Here is a 21,401-nt window from a genome sequence, read left to right on the forward strand (position 1 = left end):
GCGCGCGCCGGCGACGCGGCGAGCACGCCGGCGCCGAGTCCGATGGCGGCGGCCAGGGAGACGAGGCTGCTCAGACGCAAGGGGGTTCTCCGATCAGAGCGGTTCGTAGCCATGCCGGGATTCCGAGCCGCGATCGCCGTCGTCAGGCGCCGGCTCGTCGGCCGCCGGATCGTCGGCCGGATCTTCGGCCGGTCGCCGGCATGGGTCGAGGTCCTCGCCGTCGTCGGGCCGTTCGTCAGGTGGCTGCGGAGATGTAGGCACGCCAGCGAGTATCGAAGCCGCGCCCATCGCTTGCTATTGGGCGGATGACCTAAAGTTCGGCGGGAAGCCCCTCGGTTCCGAGCCCGGCCTGGACGGCGGCGACCGCCAGCGCCGTGCGCGAGGACACCCCGAGCTTGCGCATCGCGGAGTTGATCTGCGCGGCGACCGTCTTCGGGGAGCGGGACAGCGCCTGCGCGATCTCCTTGTTGCCCAGGCCGGTGACCAGCAACCGGACGACCTCGCGTTCCCTGGGCGACAGCTCGCTGCCGTAGCCGCGCCGGCCGCCCCGCCAGGCGCGCCGCACGCCGTGGCCGTGCAGCTGCTCCGCGACCCGTTCCGCGTCGCCGGTGGCGCCCAGCCGCGAGTGCCCGCGCAGCACTCCGGTCAGCAGCTCCAGCCCGGCGTCGCGCCGCCCGGCGGCCAGGAGGCAGGACGCCTGCCGCTCGCGGACGAGCAGAGCCGCGTACGGCCGGGGCAGCGCGTCCCACGCCGCGGCGGCCACCGCGTACGCGTCCGCCGCGGCGGCGGGACCGTCGTTCGCCTCGGCGAGCCGGGCCCGGCAGTCGGCCAGCGACGCGTGCGCGCTCGCCGCGGGACAGTCCCGCAGGCCGCGCTCGTACCCCGCGACGACGTCGCCCGCCTCCGCCGGCCGTCCCGCGGCGAGGAGCGCCGCCACCCGCGCCGGCACCAGCTCGGTGGCCCACAGCCACGTCCCCTTGGCGGCGATCAGCCGCAGCGGCGCGTCGGTGAGGCTCAGGGCGCCGTCGGGGTCGCCCTCGGCCAGGCACAGGCGGGCCAGGGCCGCGGCCGGTTCGAGCGGCACCTGCGCCAGGCCGCGCCTGCCGGACTCCTCCAGCACCCACCGCAGCCGCTCCCGGGCGCTCGACGGGTCCCCCCGTGCCACGTCGAGCAGCCCGGCGACCGTCTGCGCGTCCAGCCGGATCTCCGGCTCGCCGTCGAGCTCGGCGAGCCGCACCACCCGCTCGGCGAGACCGTCCCACCGGCCGGTGAACCAGTCCAGGTGCGCGCAGGTCACGGCGATCATGTCGCGCAGCCGCACGTAGCCGCGCTGCTCGGCGAGCCGGACGCCGCGGGCCAGGTGCTCGCGCGCCTCGCCGTAGCGGCCCCAGCGCATGGCGCCGTTGCCCATGTTCAGCGCGGCCTTGGCGAGCGGAGCGGCCTCCCCCGGAGCGTCGGCGGTGTCGGGCAGCCCCGCGGCGACGGCCCATCCCTCGGGGTCGCCGAGCGTCAGCAGGCCGGTCGCCCAGTTGACCTGGAGGTCGAGGACCTCCCGCCGCGGCAGGGACGACCGCGCCACCACGGCCGCGGCCCGGTCGAGCCAGCGCCGGTGCACCGTCGCCGGCCAGTTCGTGCTGTACGGCATGCCGAGGCCGGTCATCGCGTGGGCCTGCCGTACCGGGTCATGGCCCAGGTCCGGCACGGCACGTTCCAGCTCGGCGACGGCGGCCTCGTGCTCACCCCTGCGGATGAGCGAGGCGCCGAGCTGGGCGCGGATCTCGGCCCGCCGGCGCCTGGACGAGGTCCGGTCGAGCACCGACCGCAGCACCTCCACCAGACCGCTGCGGTGCAGGTAGCCCGTGGACGCCAGGGTCGGCATCTTGTCGGCCACGCGGGTCAGCGCGTCCGCGGGCAGGTCCGATTCGAGCAGGTCGAGCAGGTGACCGGCCGCGGCCGCGTCGTCGCCCACGTCGAGCGCGAGGTCCGCGGCCTGCTCGGCGTACCCGCGCCACCGGTCCGTGTCGCCCGTCTGCCGGAAGTGGCGGGCCAGCCGCGACGCGGACGGCCGGCCCGCCGCCTCCAGCGCCCGGCCGGCCCGCCCGTGCAGCATCCGGCGGATCGGGCCGGGCACCGCGTCGTACGTGGCCCGCGCGGCGAGGACGTGCGCGAACGCCAGCCGGCCGCGCTCGTCCTCCACCAGCAGGCCGCCGGCGATCGCGTCCACGATCCCGGCGCGGGCCCGCTCCTCGGGAAGGTCCGCGACCGCGCGCAGCATCGACTCCTCGGCGGGCTCGGCCAGCACCGCGGCGGCCCGCAGGACCGTCCTGGCGGGCGCCGCCAGCCGGCCGACGCGCTCCAGCACCGCGTCGCGGATGGTCAACGGCACCGCGATCTCGTCGAGGCTGCGCCGTACCCACTCGCCGTCCACGCGGACGATGTCGGCGCGGTCCCGCAGCAGCCGTACGGACTCCTCGAGCGCGAGCGGCAGCCCGTCCGTCTGGGTGTGCAGGAACCGCGCGAACGCGTCCGACACGTGCTCCCCGTCGAGCATCGACGACACGAGCGCCGCCGTGTCGGCCACGTCGAGCGGGCCCAGTGCCAGCCGCAGGTGCCCGGAGCCGCCGCGGACCCGCGAGGACAGCCGGCGCAGCAGCGACCCGTCCGCCACCTCCTCCGGCCGGTAGGTCACCAGCACGCCCGCGCCGGGCGGCCGCCGCGCGGTGAGCAGCAGCAGCAGCTCGAGGGTGGCCTCGTCCGCCCAGTGCGCGTCCTCGACGACGAGCAGCCCGACGTCGAGCCGGTCGAGCAGCTCGGCCAGGGCGCGCAGCAGCCGGTGCTGGGTGGCGGTCGCGTCCGGCAACGGCTCGACCGGGTCCGGCAGGTCGTCGGCCCAGTCGGGGAACAGCGGCCGCAGCGCGCCTGCGAGCCCGCTCAGTCCCAGCCCGGCGACCGCCACACCGGTCTGCCGGACGGCGTCCACGACCGGGCCGAGCGTCGCCGCGTCCTGGAACGGCGGGCACACCGCGACCAGCAGCCGCTCCCGCCCGCCGACGGCCTCCTGCACCAGCCGGGTCTTGCCGATGCCCGCCTCGCCCTCGACCAGCACCAGCGGGGACGGGTTCGCCAGCGCGCGGCGCAACCGCTCCAGTTCGGGGTCGCGCCCCACCACGCGCGGCACGCGTACGAGGGGAACGGACTCCTCTCGCGCGCGAGTCACCGACCAGCCTCACCCTCCGCGGCACGCCACGCGCACCGCCACCCGCCAACGTCCCGGCTCGTAGATCTTCGCATCGCACGTTCTGGCGCGGTAGGTGTCAAACACCAACGTCAATATGAAATGGGATATGAACAACGTTCTTGGCACTTTCGACGTCGGGAGGGCCCGGCGTCCCGGCGGACCCGGCCTCGCGGCGGGCCCGGCCTCGCCCTACCCCTGTGCCTGCCCCTGCCCCCGTCCTCGTGCGGGGGCCGCCTTCTCCAGGTCGTCGATGCCGCCGGACATGATCGTGCGGATGTGGTCGGTGATGTGCTGCAGCGGCCAGTCCCACCAGGCCAGGGCCAGGAGGCGATCGATGTCGGCGTCGCTGTAGCGGCGGCGGATGAGTTTGGCCGGGTTGCCGCCGACGATGCCGTAGTCGGGCACGTCGTCGACGACTACGGCCCCGGACGCGATGATCGCCCCGTGGCCGATGCGGACGCCGGGCATCACCATGGACCGGTAGCCGAACCAGACGTCGTTGCCCACCACGGTGTCACCCCGTCCGGGCAGGCCGGTGATGAGGTCGAAGTGCTCGGCCCAGGAGCCGCCCATGATCGGGAAAGGGAACGTCGAGGGGCCGTCCATGCGGTGGTTGGCGCCGTTCATGATGAACCGTACGCCCTCGCCCAGCGCGCAGAATTTCCCGATGACCAGCTTCTCCGGCCCGTAGTGGTACAGCACGTTACGGGTCTCGAAGGCGGTCGGATCATCCGGGTCGTCGTAGTAGGAGAACTCTCCCACCTCGATCAGCGGCGAGGTGATCAGCGGCTTCAGCAGCACCACGCGCGGCTGCTCGGGCATCGGATGCACCACGGTCGGATCGGCGGGAGAAGTTGACGTCACGAACAGCTACCTTCCTGAAGGGCCGGCGGCAGGTGGCGAGGAGGACACCGGCGCACGCCCCTGACACAGAGGAACGGGACAAGATGTCCCGTAAGTCGTTCCCAAGCTTGGGGGAAGCATTTCCTCATCGTCAAACGAGATGTTCCGTCCCGATACGGCGCCGCCGCCGCGCTCCGGGAGGGTGGTGTTCGTCGACTGGCATGGCGTGCTGTCCCGCGACCCCTTCTGGGCGTCCATCCGGGACGAGCCCCGGCACCCGCTTCACTCGCAACTCATGGACCCCGACCAGGTGATCGCCTCCATGTTCGACCAGGCCCAGGCCCGCGACCCAGCACACACACGTCCCTGAGTGGTGCTGGGTGATCGCCACCGGTGTGATCGAAGGCGCCTGACGCCACCTGATCGGCGACCGTCTCGACATCACCGGCGCCCGCTGGGGTCTGGCCGGAGCCGAAGCCATCCTCAAACTCCGCGCGTTGATCGCTAACGGCGACTTCCCTACTTACTGGCGCTACCACCTCGACCACGACCACCACGACCTCACCGCTTGATCAAACCAGTCCTGGCAAGGAACCGAAGGCATCGACGCAGCCTGCACCGGCAGGCTCCGGCCCGTTCGCAGCCGGGGCCCTACCATCGTCGGATGGGGCTTGACTACAGCTATGAGCTTTACCTGCACCGCCGCTATGCAGAGGGCGTGTTATCCGACCTGGCCGCCGGCAAGACAGCCACCCATGACTCCACCGGGCATACCGTGGTCGAGTTGCCAGGAGGACGACACCTGGTGATGCCGTTCACCAGCGGATTCACCAGCGGCCGGACCCTGCCCCTGAGCCCCGAGCTGGCGCTGGACCTGACGATCGGTTTCACCGAAGACGAGCATGTCCGCGACTACGCCACAGCTCGCGCGATCCCCGCCGAAGACACCGACCCCCGGTGGTCCATCAACGCAGACGGCCGACTGCGCTATGAGATCGGCTACATCTACCTCACCGTGCACGAAGCCTCATGGCTGCGCCCCGATCACCTGGAACTGTGCTTCATGGCCGCCACCAGCACCATGAGCCGTCTGTTCCGGGACTCGGCGTCGATCCGGGACTTCTTCGCCACCCTAGCAATCCGCAACTCAGGGCTGCTCTGCGTGCTCGATGTGGAGAACGACGGGAAGATCGTGGTGTCGGCGGGGAACCAGCGACTGTTCGAACCCCTACCCGGGGCACGGTGGACCTCGATTTCGGACCTGCTGTCCACGGACGGCCTGATCACCTGATCAACTCCGTCCCTTCAAAGGAACCGCACCCGTTGCAGATCCGCCCGCTGATCGCCCGCCGCGATACCGAACACGGCTCGGGCCTGGGCAAACAGCGATGGATCGTCGGGCAGACCTTCGCCCTGCTGCATGCCGTCCGCCGCCCGCACATCCGCTGAGAAGTCCGGGCCGGCATCCATGAGGCTTCCCAGAGCTGGCTTGCGCGCAGTGTGCTGGTTCAGGACATAGGAAACCCATGTGCACGAATGGGACAATGAGCGGCGATGCAGCGAACAGAGCGAGCAGCCATCATGAGGGCCCGCACAAAGCCCGCTGCAAGGCCTGGAGACGCATGCCCGAAGGCGGGATCCATCGATCGAACTCGGCGCATGCCAGAAACTCCGTATGCGTGGTGAAGGTCGGCCCAGCCGACTCTGCCGGCACGCATCAAGAAGTCCTCGATCGCGCCTGCGATCCCTACCTCAGGCACTGACCCCGAAGGACTTGCGGGCAGGACCACTCAGCGAGGTGCTGCGAGAACGTCCTGGAGTACATCCTTCAGCGTGACGCGGGCCAACTCGCGCCGGAGGGTCTCCTCGACGCCGTCGTAGATGCGCTGCATCGCCGGCTGGATGCCGTGACCCACCACGCATCTCGGGTCCGGGGCGGCGCGGTGCAGCGCGAACAGCGGGCCGGGTTCCACTGCTTCGTACACGTCGAGCAGCGTCATCGACTCCAGGTCGCGAGCCAGCGACCAGCCCGCACCCACCCCGCGCCGGGACTCCACGAGCCCCGCCCTGCGCAGGTCGCCGAGCAGCCGGCGGATCACCACGGGATTGGTGCTCGCGCTGGCCGCGATCTGCTCGGAGGTGGCGACCTCATGACCCTGGCGCTGGTAGAGGCCGATCCAGGCCAGCGCGTGGGCGGCGATGGTCAACCTGCTGTTGGCGCTCATGAACTCGTTCCTCTCGATCGCAACTCCCAATGTTACGACAACAATGGTCGTAACAACTAAAGTTGCGACAGGCTGTCGTAACCATTACTGTTTCGACCATCGGAAGAGGTCAACCAGTGAGGTGAGAAGAATGAACAAGCCGCTGACGGGCAAGGTCGCCTTGGTCACCGGAGGGTCCCGAGGGTTGGGAGCCGCGACCGTACGGCTGCTTGCCGAGCAGGGCGCCGACGTCGCGTTCACCTACGTCAGCTCCGAGAAGCAGGCGCAGGCCGTCGTCGACGAGGTGCGTAACGGAGGAGCGAAGGTCGCCGCGTTCAAGTCCGACCAGGCGGACGTGAGCCAGGCTCCGGCGCTGATCGACGACGTGGTCGCGCACTTCGGTGGCCTGGACATCCTCGTCAACAACGCGGCGATCTCGGTGAGCGGTACGGTGGACGACCCCGATGCCGACACCGCCGCGCTGGATCGGATGCACGCCACCAACTACCTCGGGGTGATCGCCATCATCCGGGCCGCCTCCCGAGTGCTGCGCGAGGGCGGCCGCGTCATCACGGTGAGTTCCGGGTTCGGCACTCGAGTCGGCGTCCCGGGCGTGGCCGACTACTCGGCGACCAAGGCCGGGGTCGTGCAGTACACCATGGGCGCCGCCCGCGACCTCGGCTCCCGGGCCATTACCGCCAACGTCGTGGAGGCCGGGCTGATGAAGGGCGGCATGGAGACGCCGAACCCCGAGACCCTCAAGGCCCTGCTCAGCTCGCTGTCCCTGCAGCGCATAGGACACCCCGACGAGATCGCCGCGGCGATCGCCTTCCTGGCGAGCCCCGCTGCGTCGTACATCACGGGCGCCGTGCTGGACGCCCACGGTGGCTACAACGCCTGAGCCGCAGCGCCGTCGGCGCGCCCCATGCTGGAATATAGGGGGTGCATCCCGGATGTTTTCCGGGTTCTTGCTGCTCACAGCGCTAGTTTGCTGGGCGGAAATTCGAGCGCCGTAGCGGCCCGATGGCATCGATGAGCTGGTCGGCGTTCTTGGTCCAGGTGAAGGGGCGGGCGTTCTCGTTCCAGCGCTTGAGCCGTTCCTGCAGCGCGGCGGTGAGTTCGGCGAGGCAGCAGAACACGCCACGATCGAGGCGACCTCGACCAAGCGCTCGCCGCCGCTACGCCGAAGGCGAGGTGTCCCTGGCCGACCTGGCAACCGAGTACAGCGTCGGACGCTCCACCATCCACCGCATCATCCACGGGCCAGAAACCTTCACATAGAACACAGGATCATCGCCCCGCCCCAAGCGATCGCGCAACGGCGTTGGGTGTCACTCTTCACTCAAGATCATTCTCACTGCCAACGGCTGTTCCAGCATCAACCCGAAGGAGGCGAGCGGCGGGCCCGTGCCGAGAATCACGGGTACGCCATTCCATGCAGGCCGGAGTATCCATGGAGGGCGGGATCCCGGGCAGTCCGGTGTACCAGCGCTCGGCCGCGACGAGCGAGTCGATGACGTGCACCAGCACGGCGCCCAAGGCGAGCACCATGCTGGGGAGACCGATCATCGTGCGGGGTTCCGCCCGTTCCAGAGCACCTGGATGAGCGAGAGGATTTGCGATGGTGCCCGCCTCGCGGACCTGCGGCAACCTCCCCTGACACTGATTTCCGGCGCACTTCGTCTCGCGTCCGGCTGCGTATGCTATCCGCTGAATTCCCTGCCGAAGTCATAGGTTCGCCAGCGTTCGGGCCGGACCCGCACGGTGATCATCGTCCGTACGTGGTCCTCGATGCTGTCGAAGAACCGCTCGCCCGCATCTGGGCCGAGATAGCGGACGGACCACCTGCGGTATTCGTCGGCATCGGTCCGCTCATAGCCCACCACGCTCCCCTCGATGGAGACGTACTTGTACGGCATCGCTTCCTGCTGGACCGTGAATCCGATCTGACCCGCTGCACGGATGAGTGCCATCTTGACGCTGTCGGGGCTCGTGGCGAAGGTGAGCTCGCCACCGGGCTCGTAGCCGTACCAGATGGGCACCGCCATGGGCGGCCGTCCGCCGGAACCGGCCACGCTCAGCACTCCGATGTGGGTGCCGGTGAGGAAGCTTTCCCGCTCGGCCCTGCTCATTCGCGTTGACATGATCTACCTCCTTGGTCGTCGGGCCCGCAGCGGGTCAGAGCCTGACCAGCATCTTGCCGACGTTGCCGCCGCGCATCATGTCCAGGAACGCGGCGGGCGCCCGCTCGATGCCCTCGGCCACGGTCAGCTCGGTGTGCAAGGAGCCGTCGGCCAGCCAGCCGGCCGCCCTCGTGATCCACTCCGGGAAGAGGTGGAAGTAGGAGTTGATCAGCATGCCGCGCAGGGTGGCGTCCTTGGCGGCCAGGGTGAACAGGTTGCTCGGGCCGGGGACCGGCTCGATGGCGTTGTAGGAGCTGATCGCTCCCACCATCGCGATCCTGCCGCCGTGACGCAGTGCGTCGATGGCCGCCACCAGGTGGTCGCCGCCGACGTGGTCGACGTAGACGTCGATGCCGTCGGGGGCGGCCTCGGCCAGCCGCTCGGCGAGGGAACCGGCACGGTAGTCGATCGCGGCGTCGTAGCCGAAGTCCTGTACGAGCTTCTCGGCCTTCAGCGCTCCGCCCGCGGAGCCGATCACGCGGGAGGCGCCGAGCTTGCGGGCGAGTTGCCCGGCAACGCTGCCCACCGCCCCGGCCGCCGCCGAGACGAAGACCACGTCGCCCTCTCGTACGGGGGCCACCTGGGTCAGGGCCGCGTAGGCGGTCAGCCCGGTGGTGCCCAGCACGCCCAGCCACGCCTCGGCGGGGGCCAGGGAGAGATCGGCGACGGTCGCGGCCGCGGCGTCCACCACGGCGTACTCGCGCCAGCCCAGGAAGTGCACGACGGTCGCGCCCACCGGGACGCCGGCCGAGCGCGAGGCCACGACCTCGCCGATCGCCGAGCCGTCCAGAGGTGCGCCGAGCTGGAACGGCGGCAGGTAGGACTCGGCGTCGTGCATGCGCTCGCGCATGTAGGGATCCACCGACATCCACGTGTTGCGGACCAGCACCTGGCCCTCGGCCAGGTCGGGCAGCGCGGTGGTGACCAGCTCGAAGTTCTCGGTGCCGGGCTCGCCGACGGGGCGGACGGCCAGCTGGATCTCACGGTTCACGGTCATGGTGGTGCTCCTCGTTCGTCGTGCCGTCTGTTTCGAGGACCACTGTGGACGGGGTCGCGCACGATCGGCTGGGGGTTCGCTGCGGGTACGGTGACCAGGTGCGATTCGGTGTACTTGGCCCTCTTTCCGTGTGGACCGACGAAGGGCGGCCCGTGCGGGTCCCCGAGGTGAAGGTCCGGGCGCTACTGGCGGACCTGCTGGCCCACGAGGGACGTCCGGTGTCGGCCGACCGCCTGGCCGAGGACCTGTGGGGGGCCGACCCGCCGGGCAACCCCGTCAACACTCTGCAGACCAAGGTGTCCCAGCTACGCCGAGCCCTGGAACAGGCGGAGCCGGGAGGTCGCGAGCTGGTGGCCTTCCAGGCGGCGGGGTACGTCCTGCGCGCCGCTGACGTGGACGCCGCCCGCTTCGTCGCGCTGCTCGACCGGGCCCGCGCCGCCGCGGATTCGCGGGCGAAGGCGGGGCTGCTGGGGGATGCGCTGGCGCTGTGGCGCGGTCCGGCCTACGCCGACTTCGGCGACGAGGAGTTCGTCCGTACCGCCGCCACCCGGCTGGAGGAGCAACGCCTGACCGCGCTGGAGGAGCGCGCGGAGATACGGCTGGAACTGGGCGAGCACACCCCGCTGGCCGACGAGCTGGGCGAGCTGGTGGCCGCGCACCCGCTGCGCGAACGCCTGCGCGCCGCCCATCTGCGCGCGCTCTACCGGTCGGGACGGCAGGCCGAGGCGCTGGCCGGGTACGACGACCTACGGCACCGGCTGGCCGACGAGCTGGGCCTCGACCCCGGACCCGAGCTGGCCACCCTCCACCAGGCGATGCTGCGCCAGGATCCCTCGCTTGCGCCCGCGCGCCCGCGTACGAACCTGCCCGCCCCCGTCACCGAACTGATCGGCCGCGCGCAGGCCGTGGCCGAGGTCGGCGCCTTGCTCGGCTCGGCTCGTCTCGTCACGCTGACCGGCCCGGGCGGTGTCGGCAAGACCCGGCTCGCCCTGGCGGCCGCCGACCGCGCCACCGACGCCTTCCCCGACGGGGTGTGGCTGGTCGAGCTGGCGGGCACCTCGGGCGAGACCGCGACCGTGGCCGAGGTGGTGGCTGCCGAACTGGACGTCCGCGACGACACGGCGACCGGTGCGCGTCCTGGCGCACGCCCGGCCCGCCTGGCGCACCGGCTCGCCGACGCCCTGCGCGGCCGCCGGCTGCTGCTTGTACTGGACAACTGCGAACACCTGATCGAACCGGTCGCCGAGCTGGTGGATCTGCTCCTGCGGGCCGCCCCCGGCCTGCGGGTGCTGACGACCAGCCAGGAGTCGCTGGCGATCCCAGGAGAGACGCTGTACGCGGTGTCTCCACTGGAGCTTCCGGTGCCCGGAGCAGACCCGGCACAGGCCGGCTCCGTACAGCTGTTCGTGGCCCGTGCCGCGGCCGCCGCGCCCGGGTTCGTGCTGGACGAGGCCAGCGCGCCCGCGGTGGCGGCGATCTGCCGGAGGCTGGACGGCCTGCCGCTGGCGCTGGAACTGGCCGCCGCCCGGGTACGCGCGCTGGGGGTGCGCGGCGTGGCCGACCGGCTCGACGACCGCTTCCACCTGCTCACCGTCTCGGGCCGGGGGCGGCCCGCTCGCCAGCAGACCCTGCGCGCGATGATCGACTGGAGCTGGGAGCAACTCACCGAGCCCCAGCGGATGATCTTGCTGCGGCTGGCCGTCCACCCGGGAGGCTGCACGCTGGAAGCGGCCGAGGCGGTGTGCGCGGGCCCCGGACTGGACCCTGCAGTGGACCCTGCAGTGGACATCGCCGACCTGCTGGACCAGCTCGTGACCAGGTCGATGGTCGAGTCCACCGGTGGGATCCGCTACCGGCTGCTGGAGTCGATCGCCGCCTACTGTCTCGAACGGCTCCCCGGCGACGACCCCGTCTTCCAGCGCCGCGACCGCTACTACACCGAGCTGGCCGAACAGGCCAGGCCGCACCTGCACGGTCCCGCTCAGCGCCAGTGGCTGGACCGCCTGGACACTGAGGCGCCCAACCTGCGGGCCACGCTCGAGCACACTGCCGATTCCGCGCTCGCACTGCGCCTGGTCGACGCCCTGGCGTGGTACTGGTACCTGCGCGGCAGGCACCGTGAGGGCCGAGCCGCCATTGCCGCGGCCATGGCGCTGCCCGGCGCGCAGTGCCCTAGGACGGCGGCATGGGAGGCCGGGTTCACGATGCTGACCGGCGACGGCACCGGCTTGCTGGAGCACAGCCATACCGCAGCACAGGCGCTGGACGCCCACGAGGCACGATCACGCTGGTTCCTCGCGCTCGCGCATCTGAGCTTCGGGGACGCCGCCACCGCCGAGAGCCTGCTGACCGAGGCGCTGACCGCCGTCCGCGCCGCCGGCGACCGCTGGGGCGAGGCGGCAGCGCTGGCCGGTCGCGCCAAGCAGGCGATGTTCCAGGGTGACCACGCCCTCGCCGAGCAGTCCGGCACCCAGAGCCTGGCGATCTTCGACGAGCTGGGCGACGGCTGGGGACGGCTGCAGGCCTCCGACATGCTCGGCTACCTCGCCGAGATCAACGGCGACTACGACCGGGCAGGACGGCTGCACCGCGAGGGCCTGCGCGTCGCCGAGGACCTGAAGCTGTGGACCGACGCGTCCTACCGGCTGTCCAGCCTCGGACGGCTCGCCCTGCTGACCGGGGATCTGGACGGATCGCGGGAACTGCACGAGCAGGGGATGCGCCTGGCGGCCGAGCAGTCCAACCGCTTCGCGGAGGAGTTCGCCCGGGTCGGCCTCGGCCTCGTGGCCCGCCGCGCCGACGACCTCGACACCGCGCAGCGGCTTTTCGAGCAGTCGCTGGCCTGGAACCGCCGCCTGGAAAAAGACTATGGCCTGCCCTTCTACGGGGTGACGCTGCTGCTGGCCGAGCTCGGTTTCATCGCCGAGCTGCGTGGCGACCTCGCGGCGGCCAGGTCGCTGCATCTGCGGGGACTGGCCGCGGCCCGCAAGGCCGGCGACCCTCGTGCCATCGCCCTGGCCCGGGAAGGGCTGGCCGGGGTCGCGGCGGCCGAGGGCACCTACGAGGAGGCGGCGACCCTGCTGGGGGAGGCTACCGCGCTCAGGGAGTCGGTCGGCGCGCCGCTGCCACCCGCGGAACGCGGCGACGTCGACCGGATCGCCGCCGCGGTCCGCGCCGGGCTGGGCGAGGAGGCGGCCGTGCGCTGACCCCCAGCCGATCGTGCGCGCATTCCGTCAGGGTCGTACCCGTCACTCACTGATGGAGGAGCAACAATGCGCGCCCTGACCTTCAACCCGGACCTCTCCCCCGGCGTCGTGCCCGATCCCGTGCCCACGCGCTCCCAGGCGCTGGTGAAGGTAGCGGCCTTCTCACTGAACTTCGGGGAGATCGCCTACCGAAGCGCGAACCCTGACCCTGGGGACGTCCCGGGCTGGGATGCCGCCGGAGTGGTCGTCCAGGCCGCCGCCGACGGTTCGGGGCCTGCCGCCGGTACCCGCGTGGTCACTTTCGGCTGGTCGGGGGCCTGGGCGGAGCTGCGCGCCGTGGACACTGCCGAGCTGGCCGTCGTTCCTGAGGCCGTCGGCCTGGGGACGGCGAGTGCCCTGCCGGTCGCCGGGGTCACGGCGCTGCAGGCGCTCCGCCGGCTCGGTCCGGTGGCGGGCCGCCGCGTCCTGATCACCGGGGCGTCCGGCGGCGTCGGCCGCTTCGCCGTACAGCTCGCCGCCCGCGCGGGAGCAGAGGTCGTCGCCTCCGCCGGCAGCCCCGCCCGCGCGCAGGGACGACGGGAGCTGGGCGCCGCGGAGATCGCCATCGGCCCGGAGAACCTGACGGGCCGGGCGTACGGCGTGCTGGACACCGTAGGCGGGCGGCAGCTCGCGCAGGCGTTCTATCAGTTGGAAGACGACGGCGTGGTGATGGCCATCGGACGGGCGGCCCGCGAGCCTGCGGTCATCGACTTCGAGTTGGCGGGCACACGATCGGCGCGGGGCCGGATCGAGAACTTCAACGTGACAACGCCCTTCGGCCCGGACCTTGCCCACCTCGTCGGGCTGCTGGCGGCCGGCGAACTGGACGCACAGGTGGGCTGGCGCGGGCCGTGGGACAAGGCGTCGGAGGCCGCCGATGCCCTGCTCGCTCGCCGTGTCACCGGAAAAGCGGTCCTTGACGTCTAACCCGCCGATCTAACGCACCGATCGTCCTCAGCGCCGACGGTCGGCTCGTCAGGCCTCGGTTCTCAAGGAGATCCGTCGACTTGAGGTGCCCGCCCCCGGCCGTGAGCGGACACCTGGTCCTTTTCGTCGGCCACGACCACGGCCTCCCGCACGTCCGCAACGCTTCCGGTCGCGCCGAGACCGCCCGCCACGCCGTCTTGCCCATCGAGGTGTTCGAGACCTTCTTCGGCGGCCGCGGCGTCGCCTCGTGTTCGGGTGCACATGCCTCTCGACCTGACCGCGAGACCAGCCCGTGATCCCGAGGAGATCTTGGTCCGTCAGAATGACGACGCCTTCCCACGGCGGGAAAGCGACAGGAGGCGGGTCGGGATGAGGCTGGCGGGGATCACCGTTATGGCCGTGGCGATCACGTACGTTTCCGTGGTCACTGGGCCCTCAGCTGCTCAGGCTCGCACGGCACCGGCCGGCCCGGCGGATGCTCTCAGGAGCCAACTCGTCGAGGGCCGTGGCGTGACCATGCACGAGGTCACCGCCTGGCGGCGCGACGACGAAAAGGTGCGTTACGAGAAGAAGATCATCGCTGCGTTCGGCGCGGGCAAGGTAGTGGCTACCGACGTCACCGAGGACGAGGAGCCCGGCGGGCTCGACCCTCAACAGTGGCGGACCTTCGATGGGCGGCGCTACTGCCGCGGCTGGTTCTGCCCCACCCCGGAGGACAAGACGTGGGTTTTGGAGGAGTTCGAGGGTGAGCGTCCCTATCTGGAGACCGCCGGACTCGACCTCGGCAACCCGGCGGCACTGAAGGCCCTGCTGACCACGACCCGGGGCAAGCGCCCCGGCGGGACGTACGACGGCACCCGAACCACGATCCATTACGGGACACTCACCTTCTCCGAGCTCTACAGAATCTCCCCCGCCTTCCGCGACCAGCACTCGAGCACTCCCACCGGCGCCTACGCCAAGATCAAGCTCTCGTGGCAGCTCTGGCTGGGCCGGGACCAGCTCGTCCACAGGGTCAGGAGTGTCTGGACAGAGCCGGTCCCCGAGACGACCGACGTGGTCCACAACGTCGTGGACGCGCGCCTGACCCGCTGGGGCCCCACACAGGTCCCGGAGCCCCGTCCCCACGAGGTCGCGGGGCGGGACGACTGGCGGCAGCCCCCGCAGACGACGAACACCGTCTCCTGACCCTGAAGGCTTCCCGTCAGCCCACGATGAATACAACTTGCTCGTAAGCCCTGCCCTCACGGCAGCCGGCATCGTCGCGCCCGCTCCCAATCTGGGCTTGATCCGGTTTGACGGGCATCCGAGATCAGGGGTTCGCCCCCCGGAAGGATGCCCATGATGGAGAGCAGGGGAGGAAGAAGCCACGTCCTCGCTGCTCGTTCACGCCGGAGTTCAAAGCCGAGATCGTCGAGCGTGCCGGCGCGGTCACCGCTCGGTCGGACAGGTGGCGTACTTGGGCAGACCGAGCAGGAGATACGTGCGGCGGCAATCTCCTGTCGACTGGCCGACGCGGCGGAGTGGCCCACGTTCTGCCGCGCTGACCCAATGCGGGACGCTCGCGCTCTAGACCCAGGTGTAGTTGTCGTCGGTGATGGCGGGCAGGGCAGGGTCGGCGACCGGTGCGTCCGGAGAAGACAGCGCGGCTAGGGCAGGTCCGATGGGTGGGAAGATCGGCAGATCGGCTGTCTTGCGGTAGTCGATCCACTCGACGACGCCGACCTCGCGGCCGCCGCCGGGCAGCTCGTCGTACTCCTCTGCGGCCATGCGGGCGCGCACGTCGGGGGTGACGTGCCGCCGGTACAGCAGGTGGATCTTACGCGGCGGCAGATCGCTCCTGCGGATCCTGCCGATCCGTCCCGGCATACGGCCTCGACGCCGGAATGTTCATGGAGCCATGCGGAGAGCGTGGCGGGCCGACGGTCAGCGAGCAGCCCGCGGGCAGGCCCAGCCCTCGCATGATCAACGGCACCCGGATCGACTCCTCGTACGGCACTGTCTTGCCGTTCCTGATCCGGTGCTCGCCCTGCATCCAGCCATTGTCCGAGGTGAACACGATAAGGGTGTTGGCGAGTTCGCCCGACTCGCGCAGTGCCGCCACGATGGCGCCCGCCGCCTCGTCCACCGACAGCAGCGACTCCAGGCGCCCCTTGAGCACGACGTTCCGCATGCGTGCCTGAGCCGCGGCGCCGATCCTGGGCCGGTTGCGGACGCCCGCCGGCTTGTCGGAGACGTCCGCCTCGTCGAAGCTGGGCGGCTTGGGCATCGTCACGTCATCGAGCGCGCCGAGGTGTCTGGGGCCGGACGCGGGTTGCGCTGCGACAGGTCCCCGCCCGCCGCGCCCTCGCCGTGCGGGGCCAGCGGCGCGAAGGGCAGGAAGAACGGCTGGTCGGCGGGCGCCCTGCGCCGGATGTAGTCCACGGCCTTCCCCGCGTAGACGTCGGTCTGGTAGAGCGCCGGGTCTTCCACGTCGGGGCTGCCGTACGTGAGCAGCACGCCGTGATTGTGAGCGTACTGCCCGGTCATGAAGGTCGCCCGGGACGGCAGCACAACGAGTACGACACGACCCTGTTGTCGAAGGTCGTGCCCGGTTCGGCGAGCAGCGGCGGTGCCCCCCGTGAGGGCGGCCACCCGTCAGGACGAGCAGGATGGTGAGCAACCGGGATAAGCGCGGACGTGCGGACATGGTTCCTGTGATCAGGTCGGATCCGGGAGTGATGATCAAGACCCGGTGTTCGCAGCCGGTGGGCGGGCCGTGCGAGATAGCCTGAGCCCCGACGTGAGATCGTTACGAGGGCGGAGGGAAGCCGGTGACCAGCTCTCGGGTGGTGGGCGCGGGCGGCGCTGGACGGATCGGCGGGCATCAGGTCGTGCGACTGCTCGGCGAAGGCGGCCAGGGCACGGTCTACCTGGCGGAGTCCGCCGCAGGAGCGCGGGTGGCGGTCAAGGTGCTGCATGATCGGCTCGCCGCCGATCCGGAGGTCCGACGCCGGTTTCTGCGCGAGGCGGAGGTGGCCGCCAGTGTCGCGCCGTTCTGTACGGCGCGGGTGATCGGCACGGGGATGATGGGCGAGCAGCCGTACATCGTCAGCGAGTACGTCCCGGGTCCGTCGCTCGACGAGCTGGTCAAGCGGGACGGGCCGCGCACCGGAGGCGGGCTGGACCGGCTGGCGATCAGTACGCTGACCGCCCTTGCCTCGATCCACCGGGCCGGAATCGTGCACCGCGACTTCAAGCCGGCCAACGTGATCCTCGGTCCCGAGGGGCCGGTCGTGATCGACTTCGGCATCGCCCGCACGCTCGACGCCATGACCACCAGCCATCACCTGGCCGGCACGCCGACGTACATGTCTCCGGAGCAGCTCGGCGACCAGCCGCTGACGCTTGCCTCGGACATGTTCTCCTGGGCGGCCACGATGGTGTTCGCGGCGACCGGGCGCAGGGCCTTCACCGGCTCCAGCGTGCCGGCGATCATGCATTCCATCCTGCACAACCCGCCTGACCTGTCGGGGGTGCCCGAGCCGCTGCGCGCCATGGTGGCGGCGTGCCTGGCCAAGAACCCCGCCGACCGGCCGACCGCCGAGCACCTGCTGCGTGCCCTCACCTCCGGCGACGCCGCGACCGAGCACACGCTTGTGGACAAGGCGCCGTCCACGGCCCGCAACGGAGCGGCGGCGCGGCCCGGGCGCTCGCGCGGGCCGTTACTCGCGGCCGGGGCCGTGCTGGTGGCGCTGGCTGTGACCGCGGGAGTCATGCTCGGGCCTTCCTGGCCGGCCGGGAACGGGAGCGCCGGGGAGAGAGCCGCGGCCACCGCCGCGCCGCTGGTGATCGGCCAGAAGGCGTACCCGGAGGTGGACGTGGCTGATGGCTTCGACGGCTCCTCGGCCGACTACGACGGCTACCAGCCCTACGGCGACGAGGCGATGCCGGTGATCAAGGCCGGGGGCGGCAGGCTCACCGGCGAGGGTCAGAAGCCGTTCTTCGGCTGGTTCGCCCTGCCTGGGGCGCCGTCCTCCGGCGACACGGTCAGCATGATCACCCTGGGCGCGTTCGCGGGGACCGGCGAGCAGGAGGACAGCGCGTTCGTCGGCCGAATCAAGGACAAGGACAACTACATCGGCGCCTGGTACAACAACACCCGCGAGGAGATCGGCATCGACGTGCGGGTCAACGGCGAGTTCCGCCACGAACCCAACAGCGCCGCTCTGTCGCTCACGCCCGGCGACAGCCTCGCCCTGGTGCTGTCGGGCGGCACCACGATCACCTCGTACGCCAAGACCGGTGGCACCTGGCGGCGCTTGACCACCGCCCGCATCGACGTGCTGACCACGCCGCAGGAGCGGGCGCGGTGGCGCCACGGGTTCGGCCTGCGCGGCACGGCAGGCACGATCGCCCTGGACGCCGCCGAGGGACGCGGCGCCGCCGGTTGATCACCCGTACCACCGTGCGAGGCCCGGGCTCCGGCGGGAACACTCTGGTCGAGCCGGTCCAGTTCGGCGGAACGTACACGCTGGGAACCGGGCCCACGTCGGGCACCGCGACGGTAGGGTCCCCCGGGCCGACCAGGCCGATCAGGAGCGCCCGGGAAGAAGGCCGTCCCCGGGGTTCCTTCGACAGGCAGGCGGCCAGAGTGCCGCGCAGGCTCTCCGGAATGCCGGAAAGATCGGGCTCCTGGGTGAGAATCCGGTTGAAGACCGCAGCAACGGTGTTGTCGCCGAACGGCGCCCGGCCGGTCGCGGCGTACACCATCGTCGCGGCCCTGGCGAAGACGTCGGCCGCAGGCGACCCGTGCTCCCCCTTGAGCTGCCCGGGCGCCATGTACGGAGGGCCGGCCACCCACCAGGGCCGAGGACGCGGTATCGGCGTCGAGCGGCCGGGCGACGCCGAAGTTCGACCACACGTGGCCCGTCGGGACCCAGCAGCACTGGCGGGTTTGAAGTCCCGATGAACGACCCCGGCGGCATGGATGGCCGCGAGCGCGCAGGCCGTACCGACCGCCAGCCGATCAAGGTCACCATGCCGTAACGGGCCTTCCGCACGTACCCGATCCTGCAGTGACGGGCCCGCGGCGAACCCACTCACCACATACGGAGTCGCCTGATCAGGCTCGGCTTCCAGCACCCGCGCCGTACAGAACGGAACCGCCCTGCGGGCCGACTCCAGCTCCCTGGCCAGCCGGCGGCGGGTGCCGGGATCGGCGCCACCCTTGAGGACCTTGATCGCAACACGCTCGCCGGACGCACCGCGTCCCTCGTGGGCGACCCCTGCCCGCCTTCACCCAGGCGCGCGACCACCTGGAACGTCCCGAGCACCCGAGGATCTCCTGGCTGCAGCGGGCCGGCGGGCATGAACTCCTCCACGCACGTCGGGACGAGCCACCACCGGCACGACGTGCACCTCCAGGTTCATGCCCGACCACCGCCGCGGCGCTGCGAGAATTCCAGTGACCACTCGGGCGCGGGCAGCGGGAGCCTCAGCGGGACCACACCTTGGGGGCACTACGCGGGGCCCGTGCGCGTGAAGGCGGCGGGCAATGCGTCGAGGTGCTTGCGTCAGTGTTTGCGCTTCTTCCGGCGGCCCCGGGCTCCGGGCGGCCGGGTGGGAACCTGGCGGAGGGAGTGACGGGCGGTCTTGCGGAGCGGCTCGGCCACCAGCTCGCGCAGCTCCCGCAGCCCCACGACATCGGGGTGCCCCGACGCGAGGATCGCCTCCACGAACTCGTACGCGTCCCCGCCTCCCATCCTCTTGAGCTGCTCGACAAGCCCGTCAGGCCCCGCGAGCTCCAGCACTGACAGGAAGTTCTCCGCCCCCATCAGCAGGTTTTCCCGCTCGTTCATCGACCCGGGGTTCATCTCCCCGGCATCGATGAGCTGCGACCACGCGGCGGGCCCGAGGACAGGGTCATGACGCAGATCATGCAGCAGCCGCCTTTCGGGAAGGGCGTCGGCCAGAACGCGCAGCATCGCCGCCACCCGGGTGCGGAACGGGCAATCCCGCACGGCCTGCAGCAACATTTCGACGTCCTGCCCCGGCCTGGCCAGCCACCCCTGGAGTTCCGAGACGGCGTCCTGCGGCGGGTAGTGCTGGGCGAGCACCCCGAGCAGTTCGGCCGGTGGGGCGGTGGCCAGTTCGCCGATGAGGGGAGCGTCGCGGCCCTCGGCGAGCAGGCGGTCGCGGACGCCGCGCACGCCGAGCGGGGTGAGGCGGACCAGCGGGAGGTCGGGCTTGGCGAGGGCGGCGCGCAGGCGTTCGACCGCGTCCGGCGGCAAGGGCTGGTCGTCGTGGTCGAGGTCGCTCGCATACAGGGGATCGGCGGGACCGCGGGTCAGTTCCACGGCCCCCAGATCGGACAGGACCTCGAACATGCGCCCCAGATCCCGGACGGCCTCGCGGCGCCAGAGATCACGTAGGCGCTCGTCCTCCTGGTCGAGAACGAAGTACTCCTGGCAGGCCAGCCACACCGTCTCTTCGAGCCGGACCACCGGCATCTCGTCCAGCCCATACATGGAGTTGAGCACGTCCGGCAGGATCTCCTCGAAGACCTCGGCCAGGATGGGCTCGGGCCGCCACGTCACGACGGGCACGGTGACCACCCGGCCCAGCTCCGGCAGCACCTCGAACGCGCGCCCCCACAGCGCCTCCGGATCGCGCAGCAGGGGCGCGGCCTTGGCCACGCGCAAGAGCCGGCCCTTGCTGGTGCGAATCAAGCGCAACTTCCTGGCCCAGGCGAGCAGCAGATTGAGCTGCGGCAGCTCGGCGGCGCTGCGCACGCGCAGCCCATCCTCGCCGGTGCCCAGCAGGGCCGACACCTCGAGGGCGTCGGCGACGCGGAGGTTGCCCGCCTCGGTGAGGGCACGGCCGTCCTTGCCTGCCCAATCGGCCAGGGTGATCAGACGCTGGACGGTCCGGCTGCGCGCGGCGGCCTCCGCCAGCTCGGACGCGGGCGGCAGGCAGACGGGTGGCAGGGGGAAGGCGCGTTCCTCGCCGATGCCGCCGTTCACGAAGTGGTTCTGCATGATCTTGTCGAGCACCTGCTCGTCGTACATCACGCGGCCAGCGTCGAGATCGCGCTTGAACCGCTCGAACGCCCCGGGAACGGTGAGATCGACGCCCTCATCGAGAGCCGTGTGCGCCCAGAACGTCGCCAAGCCCCGCAGCGTGGGATCGTCGAGCGCGGCCGCGTACTCCGCCCGCACCCCATCGATGATCTCCTCCGCCTCCGCGAGCGTCGCGCCGCGCGGATCGCGCAGGCCCGTGACATCGAGATAGCGCAGGTACGTGCGCAGCACCTCCGGGGCCAGGTCGAGCTCCTCCCTTGGGGCCGTCACCGCGTACGGCACGTACCGCAGCAGAAAGAACCTGATGCCCGCACCGTCCCAGTACGCCAGCCGGCCGTCCCGGCTCCCGTGCCGCGCGTCGACGGCGGCAGACAGCAGCAGGTCATCGACCGGATGATCGTGCTCCTCCGCCCAGGTGACACACCGCCGGATCAACAGGTCCTTGGCGGCCTCGAACTCCTCGGCCTCTTCGGGCTCGAACCAGGTACGCATCATCCAAGCCTCCCACCCCTCCAGGGTCACCGTCTCGCCCGTCGAACGACAGGCTCGCCGCCGTCGTACGGGATGCGGGAGGACAGGGCGCTGAGGTGGCCTGACCGTCGCACGACCGGGAGCGCCTGCCTTTACCGGCGGTGCGCGAAATCTGTGACCGTTGCCGACCATCGATCGGCTCGCGGACCCGCGCGATTGCCGTTGCCCGGAA

The 21,401-nt window shown here is 71.1% G+C and carries 17 protein-coding genes and 3 pseudogenes; 9 read left to right on the forward strand and 11 right to left on the reverse strand.

Features of this window, described 5'->3' with window-relative positions; translation table 11 throughout:
• Nucleotides 1-310: 310 nt before the first annotated feature.
• Both FH608_RS41130 and FH608_RS41135 read right to left on the reverse strand, forming a co-directional pair.
• A complete protein-coding gene (locus FH608_RS41130; RefSeq protein ID WP_139635831.1) occupies nt 311-3,217 on the reverse strand; it encodes an ATP-binding protein in 2,907 nt (968 codons plus the stop codon).
• A 210-nt stretch (nt 3,218-3,427) separates the two neighbouring features.
• A complete protein-coding gene (locus tag FH608_RS41135) occupies nt 3,428-4,060 on the reverse strand; it encodes a CatB-related O-acetyltransferase (protein ID WP_139635859.1) in 633 nt (210 codons plus the stop codon).
• A gap of 181 nt (nt 4,061-4,241) precedes the next feature.
• Here FH608_RS41135 and FH608_RS41140 point away from each other — a divergent pair, with 181 nt between their 5' ends.
• The 4 genes and pseudogenes from FH608_RS41140 to FH608_RS53340 all read left to right on the forward strand — a co-directional run.
• Nucleotides 4,242-4,451 (forward strand): hypothetical protein, encoded by a 210-nt coding sequence (locus FH608_RS41140; protein ID WP_139635832.1) that lies wholly within the window; start codon nt 4,242-4,244, stop codon nt 4,449-4,451.
• Nucleotides 4,452-4,464: 13 nt separating this feature from the next.
• Nucleotides 4,465-4,653: pseudogene (locus FH608_RS41145) on the forward strand (ISKra4 family transposase); the annotation flags it as partial.
• 92 nt (nt 4,654-4,745) lie between these two features.
• Nucleotides 4,746-5,372 carry a hypothetical protein gene (locus FH608_RS41150; protein ID WP_139635833.1) on the forward strand — a complete coding sequence of 209 codons (627 nt, stop codon included), beginning with the start codon at nt 4,746-4,748 and terminating at the stop codon, nt 5,370-5,372.
• A 38-nt stretch (nt 5,373-5,410) separates the two neighbouring features.
• A pseudogene (locus FH608_RS53340) lies at nt 5,411-5,527 on the forward strand (IS5/IS1182 family transposase); the annotation flags it as partial.
• 344 nt (nt 5,528-5,871) lie between these two features.
• Here the strand turns inward: FH608_RS53340 and FH608_RS41155 are convergent.
• Nucleotides 5,872-6,306, reverse strand: coding sequence for an Rrf2 family transcriptional regulator (locus FH608_RS41155; RefSeq protein ID WP_139635834.1), 435 nt, complete (start codon nt 6,304-6,306; stop codon nt 5,872-5,874).
• Nucleotides 6,307-6,436: 130 nt separating this feature from the next.
• Here FH608_RS41155 and FH608_RS41160 point away from each other — a divergent pair, with 130 nt between their 5' ends.
• Nucleotides 6,437-7,186 (forward strand): SDR family NAD(P)-dependent oxidoreductase, encoded by a 750-nt coding sequence (locus FH608_RS41160; protein WP_139635835.1) that lies wholly within the window; start codon nt 6,437-6,439, stop codon nt 7,184-7,186.
• Nucleotides 7,187-7,268: 82 nt separating this feature from the next.
• On the opposite strand, the gene FH608_RS52000 is transcribed toward FH608_RS41160, so the two are convergent.
• The 3 genes from FH608_RS52000 to FH608_RS41175 all read right to left on the reverse strand — a co-directional run bounded on the left by FH608_RS52000 (nt 7,269) and on the right by FH608_RS41175 (nt 9,465).
• Nucleotides 7,269-7,424: a hypothetical protein gene (locus tag FH608_RS52000; RefSeq protein WP_193318912.1), complete on the reverse strand. Its 156-nt coding sequence runs from the start codon at nt 7,422-7,424 to the stop codon at nt 7,269-7,271.
• 564 nt (nt 7,425-7,988) lie between these two features.
• Nucleotides 7,989-8,429, reverse strand: a complete 441-nt coding sequence (locus FH608_RS41170) for a pyridoxamine 5'-phosphate oxidase family protein (protein WP_139635836.1) — start codon at nt 8,427-8,429, stop codon at nt 7,989-7,991.
• 34 nt (nt 8,430-8,463) lie between these two features.
• Nucleotides 8,464-9,465: an NADP-dependent oxidoreductase gene (locus tag FH608_RS41175; protein ID WP_139635837.1), complete on the reverse strand. Its 1,002-nt coding sequence runs from the start codon at nt 9,463-9,465 to the stop codon at nt 8,464-8,466.
• Nucleotides 9,466-9,593: 128 nt separating this feature from the next.
• Between FH608_RS41175 and FH608_RS41180 the strand changes: the two genes are divergently transcribed.
• The 3 genes from FH608_RS41180 (at nt 9,594) to FH608_RS41190 (ending at nt 14,825) form a co-directional block, all read left to right on the forward strand.
• A complete protein-coding gene (locus FH608_RS41180) occupies nt 9,594-12,671 on the forward strand; it encodes a BTAD domain-containing putative transcriptional regulator (RefSeq protein WP_226900355.1) in 3,078 nt (1,025 codons plus the stop codon).
• Between the two features lie 66 nt (nt 12,672-12,737).
• Nucleotides 12,738-13,637 carry a zinc-binding dehydrogenase gene (locus tag FH608_RS41185; RefSeq protein ID WP_139635839.1) on the forward strand — a complete coding sequence of 300 codons (900 nt, stop codon included), beginning with the start codon at nt 12,738-12,740 and terminating at the stop codon, nt 13,635-13,637.
• 510 nt (nt 13,638-14,147) lie between these two features.
• Entirely contained in the window at nt 14,148-14,825 is a 678-nt protein-coding gene (locus FH608_RS41190; RefSeq protein WP_139635840.1) for a hypothetical protein, read from the forward strand.
• A gap of 381 nt (nt 14,826-15,206) precedes the next feature.
• Here the strand turns inward: FH608_RS41190 and FH608_RS41195 are convergent, their stop codons facing one another.
• Genes FH608_RS41195 through FH608_RS52010 form a run of 3 tightly spaced genes read right to left on the reverse strand, consistent with a single transcriptional unit; the run spans nt 15,207 to nt 16,136 of the window.
• On the reverse strand, nt 15,207-15,506 hold the full coding sequence (locus FH608_RS41195; RefSeq protein ID WP_226900356.1) for a hypothetical protein: 300 nt from the start codon (nt 15,504-15,506) through the stop codon (nt 15,207-15,209).
• Complete coding sequence (locus FH608_RS53345; protein WP_394367733.1) at nt 15,457-15,906, reverse strand: sulfatase-like hydrolase/transferase; 450 nt, start codon at nt 15,904-15,906, stop codon at nt 15,457-15,459. Before FH608_RS53345 ends, FH608_RS41195 begins: the two co-directional genes overlap by 50 nt.
• A gap of 2 nt (nt 15,907-15,908) precedes the next feature.
• Nucleotides 15,909-16,136, reverse strand: coding sequence for a hypothetical protein (locus tag FH608_RS52010; RefSeq protein WP_193318914.1), 228 nt, complete (start codon nt 16,134-16,136; stop codon nt 15,909-15,911).
• 314 nt (nt 16,137-16,450) lie between these two features.
• Here FH608_RS52010 and FH608_RS41205 point away from each other — a divergent pair, with 314 nt between their 5' ends.
• A complete protein-coding gene (locus tag FH608_RS41205) occupies nt 16,451-18,070 on the forward strand; it encodes a serine/threonine-protein kinase (RefSeq protein WP_139635842.1) in 1,620 nt (539 codons plus the stop codon).
• Nucleotides 18,071-18,578: 508 nt separating this feature from the next.
• Here the strand turns inward: FH608_RS41205 and FH608_RS54555 are convergent.
• A pseudogene (locus FH608_RS54555) lies at nt 18,579-18,869 on the reverse strand (serine/threonine-protein kinase); the annotation flags it as partial.
• 323 nt (nt 18,870-19,192) lie between these two features.
• Nucleotides 19,193-21,193: a hypothetical protein gene (locus FH608_RS41215; protein ID WP_226900357.1), complete on the reverse strand. Its 2,001-nt coding sequence runs from the start codon at nt 21,191-21,193 to the stop codon at nt 19,193-19,195.
• Between the last annotated feature and the right edge of the window lie 208 nt (nt 21,194-21,401).

The organism is Nonomuraea phyllanthi (assembly GCF_006334985.2).
GTDB classification, from domain to species: Bacteria; Actinomycetota; Actinomycetes; order Streptosporangiales; family Streptosporangiaceae; genus Nonomuraea; species Nonomuraea phyllanthi.